This window comes from Silvimonas amylolytica, assembly GCF_014645555.1.
In the GTDB taxonomy this organism is placed as follows: Bacteria; Pseudomonadota; Gammaproteobacteria; order Burkholderiales; family Chitinibacteraceae; genus Silvimonas; species Silvimonas amylolytica.
Genome location: NZ_BMLY01000003.1, coordinates 317,733 through 338,179, shown reverse-complemented (window position 1 = coordinate 338,179; position 20,447 = coordinate 317,733). Strand labels below are relative to the sequence as shown.

At 57.9% G+C, this 20,447-nt stretch carries 15 protein-coding genes; all 15 read right to left on the bottom strand.

Annotated elements, in window-relative coordinates; all coding sequences use genetic code 11:
* Positions 1-35 precede the first annotated feature (35 nt).
* Positions 36-1,322 (bottom strand): NAD(P)/FAD-dependent oxidoreductase, encoded by a 1,287-nt coding sequence (locus tag IEX44_RS11305; RefSeq protein ID WP_188693384.1) that lies wholly within the window; start codon positions 1,320-1,322, stop codon positions 36-38.
* Positions 1,323-1,409: 87 nt separating this feature from the next.
* Complete coding sequence (gene speB, locus IEX44_RS11300) at positions 1,410-2,351, bottom strand: agmatinase (protein ID WP_188693381.1); 942 nt, start codon at positions 2,349-2,351, stop codon at positions 1,410-1,412.
* A gap of 125 nt (positions 2,352-2,476) precedes the next feature.
* Complete coding sequence (locus IEX44_RS11295) at positions 2,477-3,193, bottom strand: type 1 glutamine amidotransferase (protein WP_188693378.1); 717 nt, start codon at positions 3,191-3,193, stop codon at positions 2,477-2,479.
* 22 nt (positions 3,194-3,215) lie between these two features.
* Positions 3,216-4,583, bottom strand: a complete 1,368-nt coding sequence (locus IEX44_RS11290) for an aspartate aminotransferase family protein (protein WP_188693375.1) — start codon at positions 4,581-4,583, stop codon at positions 3,216-3,218.
* 259 nt (positions 4,584-4,842) lie between these two features.
* Positions 4,843-6,339, bottom strand: a complete 1,497-nt coding sequence (locus tag IEX44_RS11285; RefSeq protein WP_188693372.1) for an aldehyde dehydrogenase — start codon at positions 6,337-6,339, stop codon at positions 4,843-4,845.
* Positions 6,340-6,380: 41 nt separating this feature from the next.
* On the bottom strand, positions 6,381-7,673 hold the full coding sequence (locus tag IEX44_RS11280; RefSeq protein ID WP_188693367.1) for an NAD(P)/FAD-dependent oxidoreductase: 1,293 nt from the start codon (positions 7,671-7,673) through the stop codon (positions 6,381-6,383).
* Between the two features lie 216 nt (positions 7,674-7,889).
* Positions 7,890-9,413 carry a DUF3138 family protein gene (locus IEX44_RS11275; protein ID WP_188693364.1) on the bottom strand — a complete coding sequence of 508 codons (1,524 nt, stop codon included), beginning with the start codon at positions 9,411-9,413 and terminating at the stop codon, positions 7,890-7,892.
* Positions 9,414-9,648: 235 nt separating this feature from the next.
* A complete protein-coding gene (locus IEX44_RS11270; protein ID WP_229678992.1) occupies positions 9,649-10,470 on the bottom strand; it encodes an ABC transporter permease subunit in 822 nt (273 codons plus the stop codon).
* A 5-nt stretch (positions 10,471-10,475) separates the two neighbouring features.
* The gene (locus IEX44_RS11265; RefSeq protein WP_188693361.1) at positions 10,476-11,381 is read right to left on the bottom strand and encodes an ABC transporter permease subunit; all 906 of its coding nucleotides are present in this window, start codon (positions 11,379-11,381) and stop codon (positions 10,476-10,478) included.
* Between the two features lie 10 nt (positions 11,382-11,391).
* On the bottom strand, positions 11,392-12,522 hold the full coding sequence (locus tag IEX44_RS11260; protein ID WP_188693358.1) for an ABC transporter ATP-binding protein: 1,131 nt from the start codon (positions 12,520-12,522) through the stop codon (positions 11,392-11,394).
* 252 nt (positions 12,523-12,774) lie between these two features.
* The gene (locus IEX44_RS11255; RefSeq protein ID WP_188693354.1) at positions 12,775-13,875 is read right to left on the bottom strand and encodes a polyamine ABC transporter substrate-binding protein; all 1,101 of its coding nucleotides are present in this window, start codon (positions 13,873-13,875) and stop codon (positions 12,775-12,777) included.
* A 390-nt stretch (positions 13,876-14,265) separates the two neighbouring features.
* Positions 14,266-15,648: an aspartate aminotransferase family protein gene (locus IEX44_RS11250; RefSeq protein ID WP_188693351.1), complete on the bottom strand. Its 1,383-nt coding sequence runs from the start codon at positions 15,646-15,648 to the stop codon at positions 14,266-14,268.
* 36 nt (positions 15,649-15,684) lie between these two features.
* Positions 15,685-17,022 (bottom strand): glutamine synthetase family protein, encoded by a 1,338-nt coding sequence (locus IEX44_RS11245; RefSeq protein WP_373287784.1) that lies wholly within the window; start codon positions 17,020-17,022, stop codon positions 15,685-15,687.
* A 370-nt stretch (positions 17,023-17,392) separates the two neighbouring features.
* Positions 17,393-18,172 (bottom strand): gamma-glutamyl-gamma-aminobutyrate hydrolase family protein, encoded by a 780-nt coding sequence (locus IEX44_RS11240; protein WP_188693345.1) that lies wholly within the window; start codon positions 18,170-18,172, stop codon positions 17,393-17,395.
* A 731-nt stretch (positions 18,173-18,903) separates the two neighbouring features.
* A complete protein-coding gene (locus tag IEX44_RS11235) occupies positions 18,904-19,971 on the bottom strand; it encodes an AraC family transcriptional regulator (RefSeq protein WP_188693342.1) in 1,068 nt (355 codons plus the stop codon).
* Positions 19,972-20,447: the final 476 nt, after the last annotated feature.

Here is a 20,447-nt window from a genome sequence, read left to right as displayed (position 1 = left end):
CTGGCTGAAGCCTCACCCCCCTTGTCCGCACCCGGCTATACCATTTCCTTCAGTTGGTGATACCAAACCCCCAAACGTAACCAGGTCCCATGCATCAGCGCCCCACCCGGATACGGAAAGTGCTTGAGTCGCGTAAACAGGTCAAACCTTGAAGCCTGTCCGGCAATGGCCTCCGCCACCATCTGCCCGGCAATCCCGGTCAATGCCACACCGTGACCAGAAAAGCCCTGCAGGTAATAGAAATTGTCGTCCACCCGGCCAAAGTCTGGTGCGCGGTTCATGCTGACGTCGACAAACCCGCCCCAGGCGTACTCGATTTTTGCGCGCGCCAGCGGTGCGAACACCTCACCCAGGCGCTGCTGCATTTGTGGGATCAAAGCCTGCGGATCAGCCTTGCCGTTGCTGATACGACCACCAAACAGCATGCGGTTGTCAGCAGAAAAACGAAAATAATCGATCATGAAATTGGTGTCGCACACCGCACAACGATTGCGGATCAATCGCGCCACCACGGACTCAGGCAGCGGCTCGGTAGCCACGATAAATGACCGCACAGGCATGATGCGAGCCGTGACTTTGGGCAGCAGATCTCCCAACCAGGCATTGCCGGCGGCAACCACAAAGCGGCATTTCACCTGGCCGTGCGCGGTATGCACAACCGGGTTTGCGCCACGCTGGATACGGGTTACACGGCTATGCGCGTATATCCGGGCCCCCGCGGTGCGTGCAGCACGGGCCAGACCGAGGCAATACTTGAGCGGATGAACATGCCCGGATAGCGCATCATGCGCGGCCGCCACGTAGCGTGGGCTGGATATCCAGGCAGGCACGTCGGCGCGGGGAATCGCGCGAATGTGCTCGTACCCGAAATCCTTCGGCAAAGCGGCCGCCCAGGCATCCAGCTCGTCGCCTTTGCGTTCGCTGGTTGCCACGTGCAAATACCCTTTCACCAAGTCACACGGGATGTCATATTGCGCCACGCGCTGATGCAGAAGGTGAACGCCGACCACCGAGATATCCCATGCCCGTCGGGCATCGGCCGCGCCCAGTTGGCGTACCACGGGTTCGTCTTTGGCAAACCCGACCAGGACCTGCCCGCCATTGCGACCCGAGGCCCCCCACCCCACGCGTTCTGCCTCCAGAACCACGACCGAGAGCCCGCGCTGCCGTAACTCCAGCGCGGTAGAAAGGCCGGAATAGCCCGCCCCGATGACGCAGACATCCGCCTCGATACTGCCTTGCAACGGCGGGTCATCGGGTTCTCGCGCAACGCTGGCTTCGTACCAGGAGTGCCGTACCATGGCGGCTTCGCGTGGGTCCATCGGGGGCCTTTGACATGAAGTACAACGTGGGGACCGCTTACCCGACCAGCCGAATACGCCTGACCGGGCAAGGGACACTTTGCAAAATTAACCGCGCAACAGGCGAGCGCTTTGCCCGCACAACCAGGCCCAGGTGATATTGGCGGCCATGTTCACCGTCAATTCAGCGTGATCATAGGCTGGGGCAACCTCCACGCAATCCATACCCGCCCAGTCCAGATCAGCCAATTCTTCGATCAGCGTGAGCACCTGGTTAGACGTCAGACCACCCGGTTCCGGCGTACCGGTGCCAGGCGCAAACGCCGGATCCAGGCAGTCGATATCACAGGACAGATAGATCGGCAGATTGCCCTGCGCTGCGACGCGACGGCGGATATCTGCAATGACTGGTTGCAGTTCATCCGGCTTTTCAAGGCCCCGCAACATACGAGCCGTCCAGACCTTGCCGCCCATGTCGTTCACATATTCACGCGCTTCACGCACACCGGCGGAGCGGATGCCAACCTGCACGGTTGCCTTGGGGTCGATCAGGCCTTCGGTAATCGCCTCATAGACCCAGGTCCCATGGCCGGACGGCTCACCAAAGTGATCAACCCACGTATCGCAATGGGCATCGAAATGCAGCAGCGCCAACGGGCGGCCGTAGTGTTTGCGGTAGGCGCGCAACAGCGGCAACGTGATGGAGTGATCGCCCCCCAGCCAGCACATACGGCGCTGTGCGATCAGGTTTTCCACTTGCGGTTGCAGCGCGGCGCGCATGGTTTCAATACTGGTATTGGGCGTGCGCAGATCACCGGCGTCTGCCAGCAAATCCAGCGGGCTGATATCAAAATGCGGGTGAATACCATCGCACAGCATCAGGCTGGCACGCCGGATGGCCTCTGGCCCGAATCGTGCGCCGGGACGGTTGGTCACCGCCCCGTCATAGGCGACGCCAGCAATGCCCAGCGGACGCTCCGGGGCCTCCGCCAGACGCGGTGCGCCCATAAAAGTGGTAGAAGAAAGATATGCAAAACCGTAATCAGACATTGCCTGGTCCTTGGAAAAGCGGGACAAGCGCATTCAAGCCCGGTGATCGGTCGTATAAATCCTCCAGGGGCGCCATCTGTGAGACCAGGCACGGTGCCTGATCCCGCAGATTGCGCCCGGAAAATTCATGCGCCCGGTCTAGCGAAGCGGCTCAACCAGCGGTGGTAAATATGATCGGCCAGTTTCTGGCTGGCCTGAATCTGTTGTCGCGTTGAAATTTCTATCAGCCCCACGGGCTGCACCCACGGTCCACCTGCAGCCTCCTCAACCTCGTGCGCGCTGGTGTGCAACCAACCGCCAATTTTTGGCGTATCAACTTCAATGTGAAACTGCATGCCCAGGTGCAACTCGCCCAGGGCAAAGGCCTGGTTGGCACAGCCATCGCTCAACGCAAGGCGGCTGGCCGCCTCTGGCGTGGCGAAAGTATCGTAATGCCATTGCATCACGCTGGCTCCGGTGTGATCGCCAAACCAGTAACGGGCCAGCGGGTGATCATTGATCGTGATCTGCGTCCAGCCTATTTCCGGCTGCGCACCACGTGTGACCGGCGCACCCAGTGCACGGGCCATCAATTGTCCGCCCAGGCAATGGCCGATCACCGGAATTCCTCGCGCAAAGGCATCACGGATCAGGACTTCGGCCTGGCGCAGGGCGGGCAGATCATCATTGGCGCCCATCACGCCGCCCAGCAGCGCCAGACCACCAAAACCGGCCATGCTGTCAGGTAACTGGATGCCTTCATTGGTTTTGGCCAGTTGCCACGCCTGACCAACGCGATCCAGCCAGGTCCCCAGGTAGGCGGGTTGATCATCCGGTGCAAACTGGACAACCAACGCAGGCATGCGAGGCGCGACATGCGGCATCTCAGGCCCCCAATTCGGTGAGCATTTCGGCCATGTTGGCCAGCAGCCGCGCCACTTGCCCGTGGCCCGTAGCCGGGCCGGCCAGCATCATGTTGTGAAACGGCGTCAACAACGTGCCGCGGTTCAACAAGCCCAGATGCAGCGCTGCGGTCAGCGACGGGTTCTCAGCCGCTGCGGCTTGCGCAGCGGTGACCGGCGCGCACGTACAGAACTGTAATTCCAGCCGCGCCCCAAGACGTGTCACGCTCCAGGGCAGGTGGTGGCTCTGGATCATCTCTTCGAGCCCCTGCGCCAGACCATTTGCCACACCAATAGCATGATCATACGCCGCCGGGGTAATCACTTGCTCCAGCGTCACCGCCAGGGCCTGCATGGCTAACTGGCTGCCGGAAAGCGTCGTGCCAATGCCGGAATGGCCTGGCGCCGCCGCCTGTTTGGCGGCCCGCATCCCCCGGGCGATCTCGCTGCTAAAACCGTAGACGGCGCACGGTATGCCACCCGCAATGGCCTTGCCTGCCACCAGAAAATCAGGGCACAGCCCCCACGCGCGCGTATAGCCACCCCAAGCCGTCGACAGCGTGTGCGTTTCATCCAGCGCCAGCAAGGTGCCATGCTGGCGGCAAGCCGTGGAGAGTTCTTCCAGAAAACCCGGCTGTGGCAATACCATGCCGCAATTGGTGAGCGCAGGCTCTGTCAGCACGAGCGCCACATCGCCTTGTGCCAGGGCCTGGCGTACGGCGGCAATATCGTTAAACGGGACGCTGACCGAATGCTCGGTGAGGTCATACACCTGCCCCAGCAAACTATCGCGCGCCGTGGTTTTGCCCTCGACAAGGTCAACCAGGGTGTCATCCACCGTACCGTGATAGCAACCGTCAAACACCAGCACCTTGCTGCGCCCGGTCATGGCGCGCGCCCAGCGGATGACAAAGCGGTTGGCGTCGCTGGCCGTCGTGGCCAGTTGCCAGAAAGGCAAGCCAAACATCTGCGCCAGGCGCTCTCCCACTGCCACGGTTCTGGACGACGGCAACATGGCGGTCAGGCCTGTACGGGCGGTGTCTGCCAGCATGGCGGACAAAGGCGCGGGCGCGTGGCCGAACATTGCGCCGGTGTCGCCCAGGCAAAAATCGTCGTACTCCATGCCATCCACGCAGGTCAGCCGGGCGCCTTGGGCATCTTTCAGAAACAGCGGCGACGGGCTGGGCCAGTCTTGCATCCAGTGCAGTGGCACGCCATAGAGAAAATGCTGGCTGGCCAGCCGATGTTGACGCAACGATTCCGGATGCAGGTCATTGAAACGGGCGACTTCCCGTTGCCAGACCTGTTTGACGCGCTGGGCTGAAATGGACGACGCAGCGATGGTGTTCATGGTGTTGAATATCCGGTTGGTGCGTTGATTGCATCGCCTGTTGAGGCGGGTTTCTGTTTCCTGGTCAGGCTGTTTTGTGAAGCTGTTTTTAGCGCCTTGCGGCGCAGTGTTTACATCCCGGGGGTGCCCGGACCTCGTCACTTTCTTTTGGCGACCCAAAAGAAAGGCACTTGCTGTCGGGCAACCCCCGACACCCAAAACATCCGCAGCGCAGGCGCTAACAGCGGTTAGCGTTTTACAACCCCGGCCAGCACACTCCTTACCGCAACCGCACCAGCGTCGACTTCAACTCCGTATATTTCTCCAACGCATGCAAAGACTTGTCGCGACCATTGCCAGACTGTTTGTAACCCCCAAACGGGAAATTCATATCCCCGCCTTCGTCATAACAATTCACCCACACCGTCCCGGCGCGCAGGCGGCGGGCGCCTTCGTGGGCGGTGGTCAGGTTGCCGGTCCACAACGCCGCAGCCAGGCCGTATTCGCTGGCATTGGCCAGGGCAATGGCTTCATCCAGCGTGTCAAACGTCACCACTGACAACACCGGGCCAAAGATTTCCTCGGCGGCAATCCGCGCTTCCTGGCTATCAACTTCAAACACCGTCGGTTCAATGTAATAGCCCCCGGTTTCTTGCAGTACACGATTGCCCCCGGTGACCAGACGCGCCTCGCCACGCCCGGTATCGATATACGACAGCACGCGATCAAGCTGGATGTTGTCGACAATCGCACCCATGGCGGTGTTCGGGTCCAGCGGGTTGCCAGGGCGCCAGCTTTTGGCTTTTTCCACCAGCTTGGCGATGAACTCATCCTTGATGGAGCGATGCACCAAGAGGCGCGAGCCAGCCGTGCACATCTCGCCCATGTTGTAGAAAATACCGCCCGCTGCCGCGCTCACTGCGCGGTCCATGTCCGGGCAGTCCGGCATGACGATATTGGCTGACTTGCCGCCCAGCTCCAGCCATACCCGCTTGAGGTTGGACTGCCCGCTGTGGGCCATCAATTGCTTGCCCACGTAGGTAGACCCTGTGAAGGCCAGGCAATCCACATCCATATGCAGCGCCAGTTGTTTGCCGGCGTCACCAAAGCCGGGCAACACGTTGAACACGCCGGCAGGGATACCTGCCTCATAGGCCAGTTGTGCCACGCGGATGGCAGACAGCGGAGACTTCTCCGACGGCTTGAGGATCACGCTATTGCCGGCGGCCAGCGCCGGGCCAAACTTCCAGGCGGCCATCAGGATGGGGAAATTCCACGGCACGACGGCGGCGACCACGCCAATGGCTTCACGCGTCACCAAACCCACCAGGTGCGGATCAACCGGGGAGATCTCCCCGCCTACCTTGTCGATGGCTTCGGCATACCACTGCACGCAATATGCGGCGCCAGGGACATCCACGGTGGTGGTATCGCCAATCGGCTTGCCGGCGTCCAGGGTTTCGAGCAAGGCGATTTCTTCCATGTGCTCGTTCAAGAGCGCGGCCCAGCGCAGCATGATTTCCTTGCGCTTGCGCGGACCCAGACCGTTCCACACGCCGGCTTCAAAGCTGCGACGGGCAGCGGCAACGGCACGGTCCACATCCGCTTCGCCGCAATGGGCTACCTGGGTCAGCACCTTGCCGTTGATGGGGCTGATACAGTCAAACGTTTTGCCACTGGCGGCATCACTGAACTCGCCGTCAATGAAAGCACGGCCTTCAATCTTCAGTGCTGCGGCACGTTCTTGCCAGTAGGCCAGGTCTTTTTGCAGAGTCATGGTGGTGCTCCAGTCTGTGTCGGTTACAGGGCGTTAGCCCCTTACATCAAATCTTTAAGGCGGTACCACGCCATGGCGAGGACCAGCGACGGCGTGCGCAACATGGCGCCGCCGGGGAAATCCCGGTGTTTAAGCCGGGTGAAGATATCGAATCGTTCGGCTTGACCGGCAATGGCTTCAGCCATCAATTTGCCTGCCAGACCAGTAACATTGACGCCATGCCCGGAGAAACCCTGAGCAAAGTAAACGGTGTTCGAGAGACGCCCGAAATGCGGCGCGCGCGTCATGGTGATATCCACAAAGCCGCCCCAGGCATGGCTGATCTTCACATCTGCCAATTGCGGGAATGTCTTGAGCATGTCGGCCCGCATGGCTTCAGCCAGGTTGGCGGGCTGCATGGTGGAATAGCTGACCTTGCCGCCCCACAAAATGCGCCTGTCGACCGTAGGCCGGAAGTAATCCAGCGCAAACTGGCTATCGCAAATGGCCGCACCTGCGGGCATCAGCTTTTCAAAGCGTTCCTGGGGAAGTTGTTCGGTGGTAATCACATATGTACCCACTGGCATGATCTTGCGATCCAGCGCCGGGGACAGCGTGTGGATAAACGCATTGCACGCCAACACGACAAACTTCGCGTGGACTTCGCCCTGATCTGTTTTAACGATATTGGTCTGGCCTTGCTGCAACGATTGTGCGCAGCTGCCTTCAAAAATCCGGGCACCTGCTGCCACGGCGGCACGCGCCAGGCCCAGGTTGTAGTTCAGCGGATGCAAATGCCCACTGTCTTTGTCTTGCAACCCACCCAGGTAACGGCTGGAGTCAATAAACCGGCCCATATCAGCCGCTTCGATGTATTCAAAGGCGTGGTAATCAAAGCGTTTGGCGGCTTCATCACGCCAGGCTTTGAGTTCATCCACGTGACGCGGCTTGTTGGCGGCAGTCAGATAGCCGTCGCGCAGGTCGCATTCAATACCGTGTCTGGCAACGCGTTCGCGGATGATGGCGACGGATTCCAGCCCCATATCCCAAACGCGTTTGACATCTTCAGCCGGCAGATCACTGGCAAAAGTGTCGATGCCGCAGGCATACCCGGCAATCATTTGCCCGCCATTGCGGCCGCTGGCGGCCCAGCCAATGCGGCCTGCTTCCAGCACCACTACTGAAAAACCCCGCTCAGCCAGGTTCAGCGCTGCGCTGATGCCGGTCAGACCGCCACCGACGACGACGACGTCTGCATCCACCCGACCAGCCAGGGCCGGATGACGCGTGTGGTCATTGGCAGTGGCGGCGTAGTAAGAGTCGATGTGTTCAGCGTTGGCGATACGGGTAGTCATTTTTCAGGTTCCGTGGTTTTGCGATCTGGCCTGCTGCAACTTCAATTACCAAAACAGTTCTTCAATTCCACCGCCACTCAAAACCGCAGCGTATAAGCGCCCCCGGCTTGTTCCGCCGTGCGTTTCAAATTGTTGTTTTGATGGTCTTTTTCTGATCAGGTTGCGGCATCTGTCTGATGCCGCAACCTGGTCCGGATTACCGCTGTTGATTACGCCTTAGAAGGAGTAAATGAACTGCGTGCCGATCATGTCATTGCTCTTGCTGTAGGTACCATCGCTCTTGAGGAACACATCTTCTGTGGCCCAGTCATGACGGTATTCAATCTTCATCGTGGCTTGATCGGTTACGTACCAGATGAAGTCCAGCGCGATGTCATAACGATTGGCACCCTTGCAATCCAGACCGCCATTGGCGGAATTGGCAACGCAAGACTGGCTCACACCAAAGCCGTTGTGACCATCAAAGCCGCCGTCACCCAGTACGATGCCACCACCACCACCACCGTTCTTCTGGTTGTTCAGGTAATCAACACGTGCGGCGGTAGCGATCTGCGCGTCCTCCAGATGCCACTTTTGCAGACCCAGCAACGAAACACCCCACCACACGGCGTCGCCACCGTTCCAGGCAGCGCTGGTTTGCTTGCCGTAGTCCACTTCGGCGTTAATCTGGGTATCTGCCCAGATGTACGTCAGATCGCCTTCGGTGAAGTAGTAAGTGCTGAACGGATCACCCGCGTTGCACTGGTAGCCAAAGCCCGACGCACATGCCGAACCCACCGGCAGGGACTGACGACCCACGTTGCCAGACCAGCCCAGATCAATACTGCTGTTCCAGGTGTAGTCCAGACGCGTGGTAAAGGTCGGCGTGTTGTTGGTGGCAAATTTCGGCTGACCGGTATCCCCGTTGGTATCAACCTGTGCGGTGGCGCCCTTGGTACGGTATTGCTCGTTGGCCAGCATGAACTTCCACGACCAGTTACCGGTGGAGTAATTGAGGCCTGCGCCGACGTAGCTACCCGGATCAGAGAAGTCATACAACAGGTTGTGGGTCAACGTCGGCATCAAGTTGGACTGCTGAACTTCATACCCACCGAAGCTGGACATCAAACCGGCCACAAATGTGTAGCTGGTGTCGATCGGCATGGTGATGACGGCGGTGTTGATGATGTTCAGGAAGCTGTTGGAGCCATCCTCAGTCGCCAGCAGGGTCGCGCCGTTGCCACGGTTCGGCATCAGGCTGATTTCAGCGCTAGGCGCCAGCGAGCCCTGGCCAAACGTCTTCTTGATGTCCAGATAGACATCGCCGAACGTGCTGCCGTCGTAGTTGTACTGACCGTTATGGTTGGCAAACTGGAAACCACCAGAGTGCTGACCGACGTTGTAGATATAAACCGGATCAAGATAACCCGTGACCGACAAACCGGCAGTACCGCCTTCGTTCACCGTCTTGTCCAGGCTGTCTTGCTTGAGTTGCAACGAAGCAATGTTCTGCTTCATCTGGTCTACATCATCCTGCGTCAGCGCCGGGGCGGTTGAAGCTGCAGCCGCAGGCACGGCTGCAGGTGCCGGGGCCGGCGCTGCTGCCTGTTGCGCTTGCGAATTCTTCAGTGCCTGGACTTCTTGTTGCAGGGCCTTGATCTCTGACTTGAGCTCATCGAGCTCGCTTTGCTTTGGCGCTGCGAACGCCATGCTGGAGGTGCTCAACCCCGCCAGCAGAACACACAATATCTTCTTGCGCATTTTCCTCATCCCAAGTGATTGAATCTGCACTTCAACAACTGCACGAAGCTGTTATTGCCACTGCTTTTGCTGTTACTGCCGTGTTACGCAATACACATCAAAACCGTTTTTTGCAGGTCGTCCGCTTTGTTGTTACGGCTTGGTTGTTACTGCTTGTGTTCAGCCCTTTTCTTTTGCGCGCTGCCCGCCGTGCGAACCCCAAGCCGCAGCGCGCCCAACTTCTTTTCTTTTGCCCTTAAGCCGACATCGCCATGCGTTTGCGCTCCGCCTTTTGCATGAAGTAGTTGGCGGTCAGCACACCGATGGTCACCAGCGTGATAAAGATCGTCGCCAGTGCATTCATTTCCGGGTTCAAGCCCAAACGCACCCGGCTGAACACCACCAGCGGCAGCGTGGTCGAACCAGGGCCAGAGAGGAACGCCGACAGCACCAGATCATCAATCGACAAGGTGAATGAGAGCAGCCAGCCAGAAACCAGCGCCTGGCTAATCAGCGGCAGCGTGATCACAAAGAACACCTTGAATGGCGTGGCGCCCAGATCCATGGCGGCGTCTTCCAGCGAGGTATCCAGCTCACGAATCCGCGACTGCACGATGATGGCGACGTAAGAGATACACAGCATCACGTGGCCGATCCAGATCGTCAGTACGCCGCGTTCAGCGGGCCAGCCAATGTACTTGGCCATTTCAACGAACAGCAGCAAGAGCGAGATCCCCTGGATGACTTCAGGAATCACCAGCGGCGCATTGACCATGGCGGAATACAGCGCAAAGCCTCTGAAGCGCCCCATGCGGGCCAGCACGAAACCGGCCCAGGTACCGATGAACACCGAGGCAAACGCCGTCATCAAGCCAATCTTGAGCGACAACCAGGCGGCGTTGATCAACTCATCGTCATGCATGAGTTCGCCATACCAGCGGAACGAGAACTTCGACCAGATCGTGACCAGTTGCGAATCGTTGAACGAATACACGACAAGGCTCAGGATGGGCGCGTAGAGGAAGAAGAACCCCAGCGACAACACCGTGACCTGCAGATTTTTGTTGGGTTTGATCATGGTTGTTATTCCTCCAGCTCTTTGGCCTGGTAGTGCTGGAATACGGCCATCGGTACCAGCAGCAGCAGCACCATGGCGCACGTGACGGCGGAAGCCATCGGCCAGTCTGCGTTATTGAAGAATTCGTCCCACATCACGCGGCCGATCATGAGGGTGTCAGAGCCACCCAACAGTTCTGGAATCACGTACTCCCCCACCGCCGGGATAAACACCAGCAAGCAACCCGCGATGATCCCGTTCTTGGACAGCGGCAGTGTGATCTGCACAAACACCTTCCACGGCCGGGCGCCCAGGTCGTAAGCGGCTTCCAGCAGGCGCAAGTCCATTTTCACGAGGTGGGCGTACAGCGGCATGATCAGGAACGGCAGGTACGAATACACCATGCCGATGTAAACACCTGCGTTGGTGTGATACAGCTCGACCGGATCACGGACCAGATGCGCCCACATCAAGAACTGGTTCAGCAAACCGTTGTTCTTCAGGATGCCGATCCAGGCGTAAACGCGAATCAGGAATGACGTCCAGAACGGCAGCATCACCGCCATCATCAAGATGTTGCGAGTGGCCGGATTGGAACGCGCAATGTAATAGGCGATCGGGTAGCCAATGATCAGACAGAAGAACGTGGACACCGCCGCCATCTGTAAAGAGCTGAGATAGGTGGCGAAGTACAGGCTATCGCTGAGCAGGAACTTGTAGTGACCCAGCTGCAGCATGATCTGCAGCATGCCGTCTTTGATACTGGTCAGTTCCGTATACGGCGGCACACCCAGTACCTGATCGGCAAAGCTGATCTTTACCACCAGCAAGAACGGCACCAGGAAGAACATGGCGAGCCAGATATACGGCGCGCTGATCACCAGCGTCTTACCGGCGGGCACCCACCGTTTGAGCTTGTTTTTGAGCGTCATGGCGACATCCTCACTTGGTCAGCACAACGCCCGCAGTCGGGCCCCATGAGACATACACTTCGGCGTCGTAGCCCGGGGGTTCGGTTTCGTCGAACATCAGGGTTGAGACATTGGCCATGACCACTTTGCCGCTTTCCAGCTGCACGTGATAAATGGTGTAGCCGCCCATATAGGCGATGTTGACCACCTTGCCGACCGCGACATTGGTGTCTTGCGCCGGCTTGGCACGGGACAACACCACACGCTCCGGACGAACCGAAATGCTCACGGGCATGCCCAGCGGGCCGGTTACGCCGTGGCTGATAAACATGCGCTGTTTAAGGTCCGGGCTTTCCACGTAAATGTGGTCCGGTTGGTCTTCAACGATGGCGCCGGCAAACAGGTTGGTCGAACCAATAAACGAAGCGGCAAATTTGCTGTTCGGGTACTCGTACACCTCGTTCGGGGCGCCCAGTTGCACGATCCGGCCTTCAGACATCACTGCCAGGCGGTCGGCCATGGTCATGGCTTCTTCCTGATCGTGCGTCACCATGATGCAGGTCACGCCCACCTTGTAGAGGATGTTCACCAGTTCAATCTGGGTACGCTGGCGGATTTGTTTATCCAGCGCAGACATCGGCTCATCCAGCAGCAGCACTTTGGGGCGCTTGACCAGGCTGCGCGCCAGGGCGGCGCGTTGTTGCTGACCGCCAGACAATTGAAAGGGCTTGCGCTTGGCGTATTTGCTCATCTGCACCAGGTTCAGTGCATCGGCTACGCGCTCGGCAATCTCGCCCTTGCCCACGCCTTCCTGTTTCAGACCAAATGCAATGTTGCTTTCCACTGTCATGTGCGGGAACAAGGCATAGGACTGGAACATCATGTTGACCGGCCGTTTGTACGGCGGCAGGCGGGACATATCTTCGCCATCAATCAAAATCTTGCCGGAGGTGATGGTCTCAAACCCGGCCAGCATGCGCAGCAAGGTGGACTTGCCACAGCCCGAGCTGCCCAGTAGTGCGAACAGTTCGTTTCTGGCCACCGACAGGCTGACGCCATCCACTGCCGTGGTTTCGTCAAACTTTTTCACCACATCAATCACCTGGACAAATTTCTCGTCGGTGCTTGCGGGTTTTTTCTGTGCACTCTCGTTGGTATTCATGATTCTGGTTTACCTGTTGCAAGTAAGGGGCTGAACGTCGGCAACAAAACCGTTCTGGTCCTTGCGCACACTGGCGCTGGTCAGGGCGTTTTTGTTGGCAACTTCAGAATGAACCCGGCCTCTTTATTGGCCCCAAATCCATTCTCAAGACGCAGGCAGGGCCTGAACGGTGCCTTGAACGGGCGCCGCCTGCGGTATTTCTGTCTGGTTGATATGGGCCGGGCAGATCACCCGGCCTTGTTCATCACACGCTCAGTGGCCGGACTTGTATTGCGCCCAGAGCCGGTTTTCCAGCCGCATGATTTCAGACGGCAGCGGCTTCAACAGGAACAGCGTCTTGGCCACTTCTGGCGGCGGGAACACCACCGGGTCGTTCGCCACATCCGGCTTCACGAACTTGCGCGCTTCCATGTTGGCGTTCGGATAGAACACCTGGTTGGTGATCTCGGCGTGAACCTGCGGGGTTTCGATGTAGTTGATCCACTTGAGCGCCGCTTCTGGATGCGGTGCATCTTTCGGGATCGCCATGGTGTCAAACCACACCGGCGCACCACCCTTCGGGATGAAGTACTGGATTTCGTACGACTTGCCGGCTTCCTTGGCACGGGCCTTGGCAATCGTCACGTCGCCAGACCAGCCAAAGGCCATACAGATATCGCCGCCAGCGAGGTCATTGATGTAGCCAGAAGAGTTGAACTGGCCAATGTACGGACGGATTTTCTTGAGGGCGTCAAACGCGGCCTGGTAATCAGCCGGGTTAGTGGAGTTGGGATCTTTGCCAATGTAATGCAGCGCCATGGCGAACACGTCATTAGCCTGATCCAGCATGGAGATACCGCAGCTCTTGAGCTTGGCGGCGTTCTCCGGCTTCATCAGGATGTCCCAGTTAGCCAGGTCTACGTCCTTGCCCAGAATGGCTTTGACTTTGGTCACATTGAAACCCAGACCATCCGTACCGTAAGCCCACGGTACCAGGTACTGGTTACCCGGATCAGCGCCAGCCACTTGCGCCATCAGAGTTGGATCGAGGTATTTCAGGTTGGGGAGTTTGGATTTATCCAGCTTCATGTAGATGCCGGCCTGGATTTGCTTGGCGGCATAGTTGCTGGTCGGTACCACGATGTCGTAACCCGCTTTGCCAGTCAGCAGCTTGGCTTGCAGGGTGTCGTCACCGTCATATACGTCGTACTTCACCTTGATCCCGGTTTCTTTTTCAAAGTTCGGGATCGTGTCTTTGGCGATGTAGTCCGACCAGTTGTACACGTTCAACACTGTATCAGCCGCAAAGACCGGGCTGACGGCAGCGGCACACAAGCCCGCGAGGGCAAGGCGGCTCAATGTCTTGCACTTCATCTTCTCATCTCCAATCAAAATGACGCTCGAATATCCGGCGTTAGAGCGGGCCGGGTCGCTACGACAAACAGCCATATTTACTGCAGTGATAAAACCTGGAGCCAGTGCCGTTTCGCAACGCGTCTGGCAGGGCCAGCCGCGTTGCCAGGCAAGGATCCAATCTGTCGAGTCGCCCGGCCTTGAGGTCGGTGGTGTGTTCTTGTTATGTACTGCCGGGCTGGCTGGTTAACGCGGCACCGACACTTTGGTTGAATGCTGCCACGCTGTTTTTTGCAATTTCTTTCAAACCAGCCCGTTTACTGCTTTTAACTGCACGTTTACTACATTTTAAAAACTTTTATTGCATTTTTTCTGCAAGGTGAATTCGTAGAACAAACCACCCTGCACACATCAATACCCCAGATCTTTGGCCGTCAGGGCAATACACCGCGCAGCTTTGTCGACCAGTTCGTCGATCTCTGTACGGCTGATCACCAGCGGCGGCGACAGCAACATCCGGTCGCCCGTTGCACGCATGATCAGGTTGTTGCCAAAACAGTGATCGCGGCAGATCAGGCCCACATCGCCGCCATTGGCAAAGCGTTTGCGCGGGTTCTTTTCTTCACACAACTGCATGCCGGCCACCAGACCGGTACCGTGGATTTCGCCAATGATCGGGCTGTTTGAGAGCGCCTCACGCAGCGACTTCTGGAAGTACGGGCCGGTTTCATTCTTGACCTGATCCACCACCCCGCCATCACGCAGGATGGCAATGTTGGCCAGCGCCACGGCAGCCGCTACCGGGTGACCGGAGTACGTCATACCGTGGTTGAAATCGCCGGCTTCAATGATGGGCAGCGCCACCTTGTCATGAATGGCCACGGCGCCCATCGGCACGTAGCCGCTGGTCAGACCCTTGGCCAGCGTCATGATGTCCGGCTTGAAGCCAAAGTGCTGGTGGGCAAACCATTCACCTGTGCGGCCAAAGCCACCGATCACTTCATCGGCGATCAGCAAAATGCCGTACTTGTCGCAAATGCGCTGGATCTCTGGCCAGTAGCTTTCCGGCGGGAAAATCACGCCGCCGGCCCCCTGGAACGGTTCGCCAATAAAGGCTGCAACGTTCTCTGCACCCAGTTCCAGAATCTTTGCTTCCAGTTCTGCCGCACGGGCCTTGCCAAACGCTTCCGGTGTCACGCCCTCTGCCGCTTCGCCGTACCAGTACGGTTGGTGGATGTGGACAATGTTTTCCACTTTGGATGGCATCTGTTCGTGCATGTAGCCCATGCCGCCCAGCGATGCACCCGCAATGGTGGAACCGTGATAACCGTTAATACGGCTGATCACATATTTGCGTTGCGGCTTGCCCAGCGCGGCCCAGTACTGGTGAACAATACGCAGTACGGTGTCATTGCCTTCCGAGCCAGAGTTGCAATAAAAGAAGTGGTTAAAACCATCCGGCGTCAGTTCAGACAGTTGTTGGGACAGTTCAATTACCGGCGGGTGGGTGGTCTTGAAAAAGGTGTTGTAGTACGGCAGTTCCAGCATCTGGCGCTGGGCTGCATCGGCCAGTTCCTGACGGCCATAGCCCACATTTACACACCACAGACCGGCCATGCCGTCGATGATCTTGTTGCCTTCGCTATCCCACAGATACACGCCCTTGGCATGGGTAATCACGCGGCTACCCGCCTTGTTGAGCGAGCCCATGTCAGAGAACGGATGCAGGTGATGAGCGGCATCCAGTTGTTGCCATTCTTGCGTGGTACGTTGCGTTTGATTGAGGTTCAGCATGATCGTGTTCCTTGCATTCAATGAGGGGTCAGCGCATCAGACGTACAGCAACAGATGACGTCGTTCCCAGGAACTGATCACGCGGAAGAACGCTTCGTACTCGGTCTCTTTCACACTCAGATAAGCCTGCATGAAGGCGGCACCCAGCACTTCCGGCAACGCCGTGCTGGCACGCATCTGGGCAATGGCGGATTCCAGGTTGCGCGGCAGTTCATACGGCATGTTGTAGGCGTCGGTGCTGATGGGTTCGGTCGGGTTCAGACGCTGCACCATCCCCAGATAACCGGCGGCCAAAGTGGCGGCAATGGCCAGGTACGGGTTGCAATCGACACCGGCGATGCGGTTCTCTACACGGCGACCTTCCGGGCCGGACATCGGTACGCGCAGGCCGACAGTACGGTTGTCGTAACCCCACTGAATGTTGATCGGCGCAGCGGTGAACCGTGACAGACGACGATAGCTGTTCACAAACGGCGCGAAGATCGGCATCAGTTCCGGCACGTAGGCTTGCAGACCGGCGATGTAGTGATAAAACAGTTCGGATTCTTTGCCATCAGGGCGGCTGAAAATGTTCTCGCCGGTTTTGGCATCAACCACGCTTTGATGCACATGCATGGCTGAACCCGGTTCGTTCTCCATCGGCTTGGCCATGAAGGTGGCGTACATGTTGTGGCGCAGGGCCACTTCACGCACGGTACGCTTGAACAGGAATACGCGGTCCGCCAGATCCAGCGGGTTGCCATGCAGGAAGTTGATCTCCATCTGCGCGGCGCCAACTTCATGGATCAGCGTATCGACTTCCAGGTCTTGCGCTTCGCAATAGTCGTAAATGTCTTCGAACAGCGGATCGAACTCGTTCACCGCTTCGATCGAATAAGCCTGATGGCCCACTTCAGCGCGGCCAGAACGGCCTACCGGTGGTTGCAGCGGAATATCCGGGTTCTTGTTCACATCCACCAGATAGAACTCAAGTTCTGGCGCAACGACCGGCTTCCAGCCACGTGCTTCATACAATTTGAGAACGCGCTTGAGCACCTGGCGTGGGGAATATTCGACGGGGGAGCCATCAAAATGTACGCAGTCGTGAATCACTTGTGCTGTCGGGTCAACGGCCCAGGGCACGAGACGGATAGCGTCCGGATCGGGCACGCAAATCATGTCAGGGTCAGTCGGACCGGAGATGGTTTCATCATCCGGGTAATCGCCGTTGACGGTCTGGAACAGCACGGCAGCTGGCAGACGCATGTTTTCGCCGGTTTCAAATTTGCTGCGCGGAATGATCTTGCCGCGCGCAATGCCGGTCATGTCAGGTACGACGCACTCCACTTCGGTAATGCGATGTTCTTTCAGAAAGTCTGTAATTTTATCCACGATGTATCAGTCCCGTTGCAGGGCCCATTTCGATGGTTAGCTGGTCGCTCCGTACAAAAGCATGCTGACTGCGTTGTGCTCACTTGCCGTATCTATGCGTACTGTCTGCCCCGAGACGGGGTACCACAAGGGCACGTTCGCACGCCTTGTCAGCCCGCTTTTGTACGTCGCACTCCACTGCCTTGCCTTGTTTGTGCTACAGCTACGCCGGTTTCTTGCTCCGCATCATTGCGGGGTGAGTCGAAACCAGCTTTTCAACCACGGAAATTGACTCTTTGGGGTATGGCGGTTGCCACACCCTGTTTTCCCGGCGCTATCGGCCTGGGTGCCTGTTCAAACCTGTGCTGCGCATGCAGCTGCCGTTGAACGGCCCCTACTTCTCTTTTTCTGCCCTCCTTTGCCGGCAGGCCGCGCCAAACTCTTTGAACATGGCGACAGACAGCGGACTATTTGCAAACAACCACTCCGGGTGCCATTGCACTGCAAAGGCAAAACTGCGGGCACCTTTCACGCTGAAGGCTTCAACAAGGCCATCCGGCGCAATCGCTTCCACCTGGGCGGACGGCGCAAGCTTTTGTACACCCTGGTTATGCAAGGAATTGACGGTGGCAGAACCCGCCTTGTACCAGCCGGCCAGTTTGCCGCCGGGCACAATGCTGATTTCATGTGCAGGGCCGTACTGCACGTCTAGCGGATCTTCTTCGCGCTCGCGGTGAGTGAGCATGCCGGTCACTTCATGCACCTTCTGGTGCAGCGTACCGCCCAGCGCGACGTTGATTTCCTGAAAGCCGCGACAGATGCCAAACACCGGAACACCGGCTTCAATGGCAGCCCGGATCAAGGGCAGGCTGGTGGCATCGCGGGCGGGATCATGCAAGGTACCAGGCGCGCTGCCCGGGCCAGAATAATGATGGGGTTCAACGTTGGAAGGACTGCCGGTGAACATCAGGCCATCGCACAGCGCCAGAGTCTGTTCGATGGATTGCTGGCCAGACAAGGCCGGCAGGACCACAGCATAGGTATCAGCACCATCCACGGCGGCAACCACATACTTGTTGCCGGCACAATGAAACGGATGAAGACCGATCATTTTGAGGTCAGCGATGACGCCAACCACAGGTTTATTGCCAGATTGAGGGTTCGGTTTACTCATGGGATCACCATGTCTGTTCCGGCGCCCTGCCGCTTCTGAACGATTGCCAAAACCCCGCCGACTTCGTTGCCGGCCTACCGCATCCGGGTTTGACAGCCGCCCTGTTGCATCAGGGCGCATTGTGCGGACGAATCCGCGTTTTGCGCCTGGACAAATCAACGTCTTGTCCGGCTGAAATCACCTGCCACCCACATTGCGACGCGTCAGTATCTTTCCTGACCACGTGTCACCCAACGGGTGTCAAACGCCTGCAATGTTCATGTGTTCAAGTGCTTGCTGGAGAATCGCGCCGGTTGTGCCTTTGTGGCCCGGCAGCGGCCTCGCATCAGGATGTCTGACCACTGAACCCGCATTTTTGTGCTGCCGGTCAGACGTCTTGTTTGCATCCCGTTGAAGCCATTCTGCCTGGGTGTCTTGATGGGGCAAGAGAGAGAAATCGGTCAGGCAGGAGATAAATCCGGCCAACTTGCAGAGATTCGGGTGACCGAAATAATGGGGTCAGGTGGCCACCTTACGGGGGCGGGGTTTGGGCCTGGGGATAGCCCTGATGAGGCTGTTTGCCCCGCCGCAAATCCAGCCGCAGTGTTGGCTGGCACCACCGGGCGACCTTGAGCCGGAATCCCGTCTGGCCACGGCAGTTGACCTTTGCTGCACAAAGCAAAAACCCTGCGTCGCCCTCGACACCAGGCAACACAGGGTTTTACGCAATCCAGTCAGAAAACCAGCCACACTCAAGCCGCAAACACCACCGACTTCTCCACCGGTGTCGCGCGGTATTCGCTTGGGCATTGGCCAGTCCAGCGGCGGAAGGCGTGACGGAAACTGGCGGTCTCGCTATAGCCCAGTTTTTCGGCAATGTCGGCCACCGGCAAAGCCGTACGGGAGAGGTATTCCAGCGCTTTGTCGCACAGTGCCTGATCCAGCAAAGACTGAAACTTCACGCCACGCTCGTCCAGCCGGCGGCGCAACGTGCGTTCCGACATGAAGAGTTCACTGGCCACGTTGTTCAACTGGTTGTACTTGAGCGGATCAGCCGAGATCAGCCGCAGCGCCTTGGTGATCACATCCAGATTGCTGTTATTTTGCCAGGTGCGTTGCAATTGCGCGCATTGCTGGCGCATGACTTGATAGCTGAACGGGTCCGCCAGCGGCAAGGCACTGGACAACAACTCGGCCGGGAAATACAAACCACTTTCCGGCCGGTCAAAATAGGTGGAACAGCCAAATACCTGCCGATATGCTGCGGCGTGCTCCGGCTTGCCATGTCGCAGAGCGACACAGTCAGGGCTGATCTTGTCAGCCATCACATCGCAGACGACCGCCCACAAAGCGGCCAGACACATATCGGTGTTCCAGATTTCCAGATCCGGCCGGTAACGGTAGTCATCCAGCGTGATGGATGCGGCATACCCTTCTACCTTGAGCGATACATCAAAGTAAGAGCCGAACAGCACCGGAAAATCAAAGATGCATTGCAGCGCATCAAGCAGCGTCGGGCTGACCAGCATGGCGTAGCCCAACAAGCCAAAGCTGGATACACGCAAGGCGTTGCCAATCTGCAAACCCAAAGAATCGTCACTCGTCAGTGCTCGCGCATTGGCCGAAACAATCAGCTCTTGTGCATGCGTGACCATCAAGGTGGTGTCTTGCAGGCCTGCGGCGGTGATGCCGCTCCCGGCCAGAATCCGGTCCGGGTCAATGTCGCGGCGAGCCGTCAACCGCGCAATGGTAGAAATGGTTTGAAGTGTCGACGGCACCAGCGCCGCCGAAGACTGCACACATGATCCCGAGCGTTTCATGTTGTATTTCCTGTGAAATCACTTTTCTCTCGTCCGTACAGTGTCGCCTGCCTCGGTAGCCACACTGCGTTGTCTTTGGCATGCCAAATATCTGGCATACACGCGCGGTTTTGAGATTTGCGGGTACCCATCCATACCCCGGATCAAGCTTGGCCTTCGGGCTCTATCTGCTTTGATCAAATCCAGTGCACTTAAACTACCAACATAGTGACCGCCATCAATACATCGGTAGTTTTATTCTTGTGTGTTCTAACCTTATGCGAGCCGCCAAGACAAAACCAGTGCGGCATGAAAGGTGATGCTTTAGTGCCACGCGTCCGCACTAGTCTGACAAAGCCAGCCAACCGGCATTCAGCCTTGCTGGTATTTCAGCTGCAAAAAGCATGCCATACGTCAGATATGACAGCGGGACATGCCATTGGTCTGGTCAGGCGCAGCCTCTTGGCATAACGGTGCAGCCGGTACACGTTTTGCAC

What these genes read in the sequence shown, in the direction of transcription:
- IEX44_RS11305 (WP_188693384.1), bottom strand. Translation starts at nt 1,322, where the DNA reads ATGGACCCACGCGAAGCCGCCATGGTACGGCACTCCTGGTACGAAGCC.
- speB (WP_188693381.1), bottom strand. Translation starts at nt 2,351, where the DNA reads ATGTCTGATTACGGTTTTGCATATCTTTCTTCTACCACTTTTATGGGC.
- IEX44_RS11295 (WP_188693378.1), bottom strand. Translation starts at nt 3,193, where the DNA reads ATGCCTGCGTTGGTTGTCCAGTTTGCACCGGATGATCAACCCGCCTAC.
- IEX44_RS11290 (WP_188693375.1), bottom strand. Translation starts at nt 4,583, where the DNA reads ATGAACACCATCGCTGCGTCGTCCATTTCAGCCCAGCGCGTCAAACAG.
- IEX44_RS11285 (WP_188693372.1), bottom strand. Translation starts at nt 6,339, where the DNA reads ATGACTCTGCAAAAAGACCTGGCCTACTGGCAAGAACGTGCCGCAGCA.
- IEX44_RS11280 (WP_188693367.1), bottom strand. Translation starts at nt 7,673, where the DNA reads ATGACTACCCGTATCGCCAACGCTGAACACATCGACTCTTACTACGCC.
- IEX44_RS11275 (WP_188693364.1), bottom strand. Translation starts at nt 9,413, where the DNA reads ATGCGCAAGAAGATATTGTGTGTTCTGCTGGCGGGGTTGAGCACCTCC.
- IEX44_RS11270 (WP_229678992.1), bottom strand. Translation starts at nt 10,470, where the DNA reads ATGATCAAACCCAACAAAAATCTGCAGGTCACGGTGTTGTCGCTGGGG.
- IEX44_RS11265 (WP_188693361.1), bottom strand. Translation starts at nt 11,381, where the DNA reads ATGACGCTCAAAAACAAGCTCAAACGGTGGGTGCCCGCCGGTAAGACG.
- IEX44_RS11260 (WP_188693358.1), bottom strand. Translation starts at nt 12,522, where the DNA reads ATGAATACCAACGAGAGTGCACAGAAAAAACCCGCAAGCACCGACGAG.
- IEX44_RS11255 (WP_188693354.1), bottom strand. Translation starts at nt 13,875, where the DNA reads ATGAAGTGCAAGACATTGAGCCGCCTTGCCCTCGCGGGCTTGTGTGCC.
- IEX44_RS11250 (WP_188693351.1), bottom strand. Translation starts at nt 15,648, where the DNA reads ATGCTGAACCTCAATCAAACGCAACGTACCACGCAAGAATGGCAACAA.
- IEX44_RS11240 (WP_188693345.1), bottom strand. Translation starts at nt 18,172, where the DNA reads ATGAGTAAACCGAACCCTCAATCTGGCAATAAACCTGTGGTTGGCGTC.
- IEX44_RS11235 (WP_188693342.1), bottom strand. Translation starts at nt 19,971, where the DNA reads ATGAAACGCTCGGGATCATGTGTGCAGTCTTCGGCGGCGCTGGTGCCG.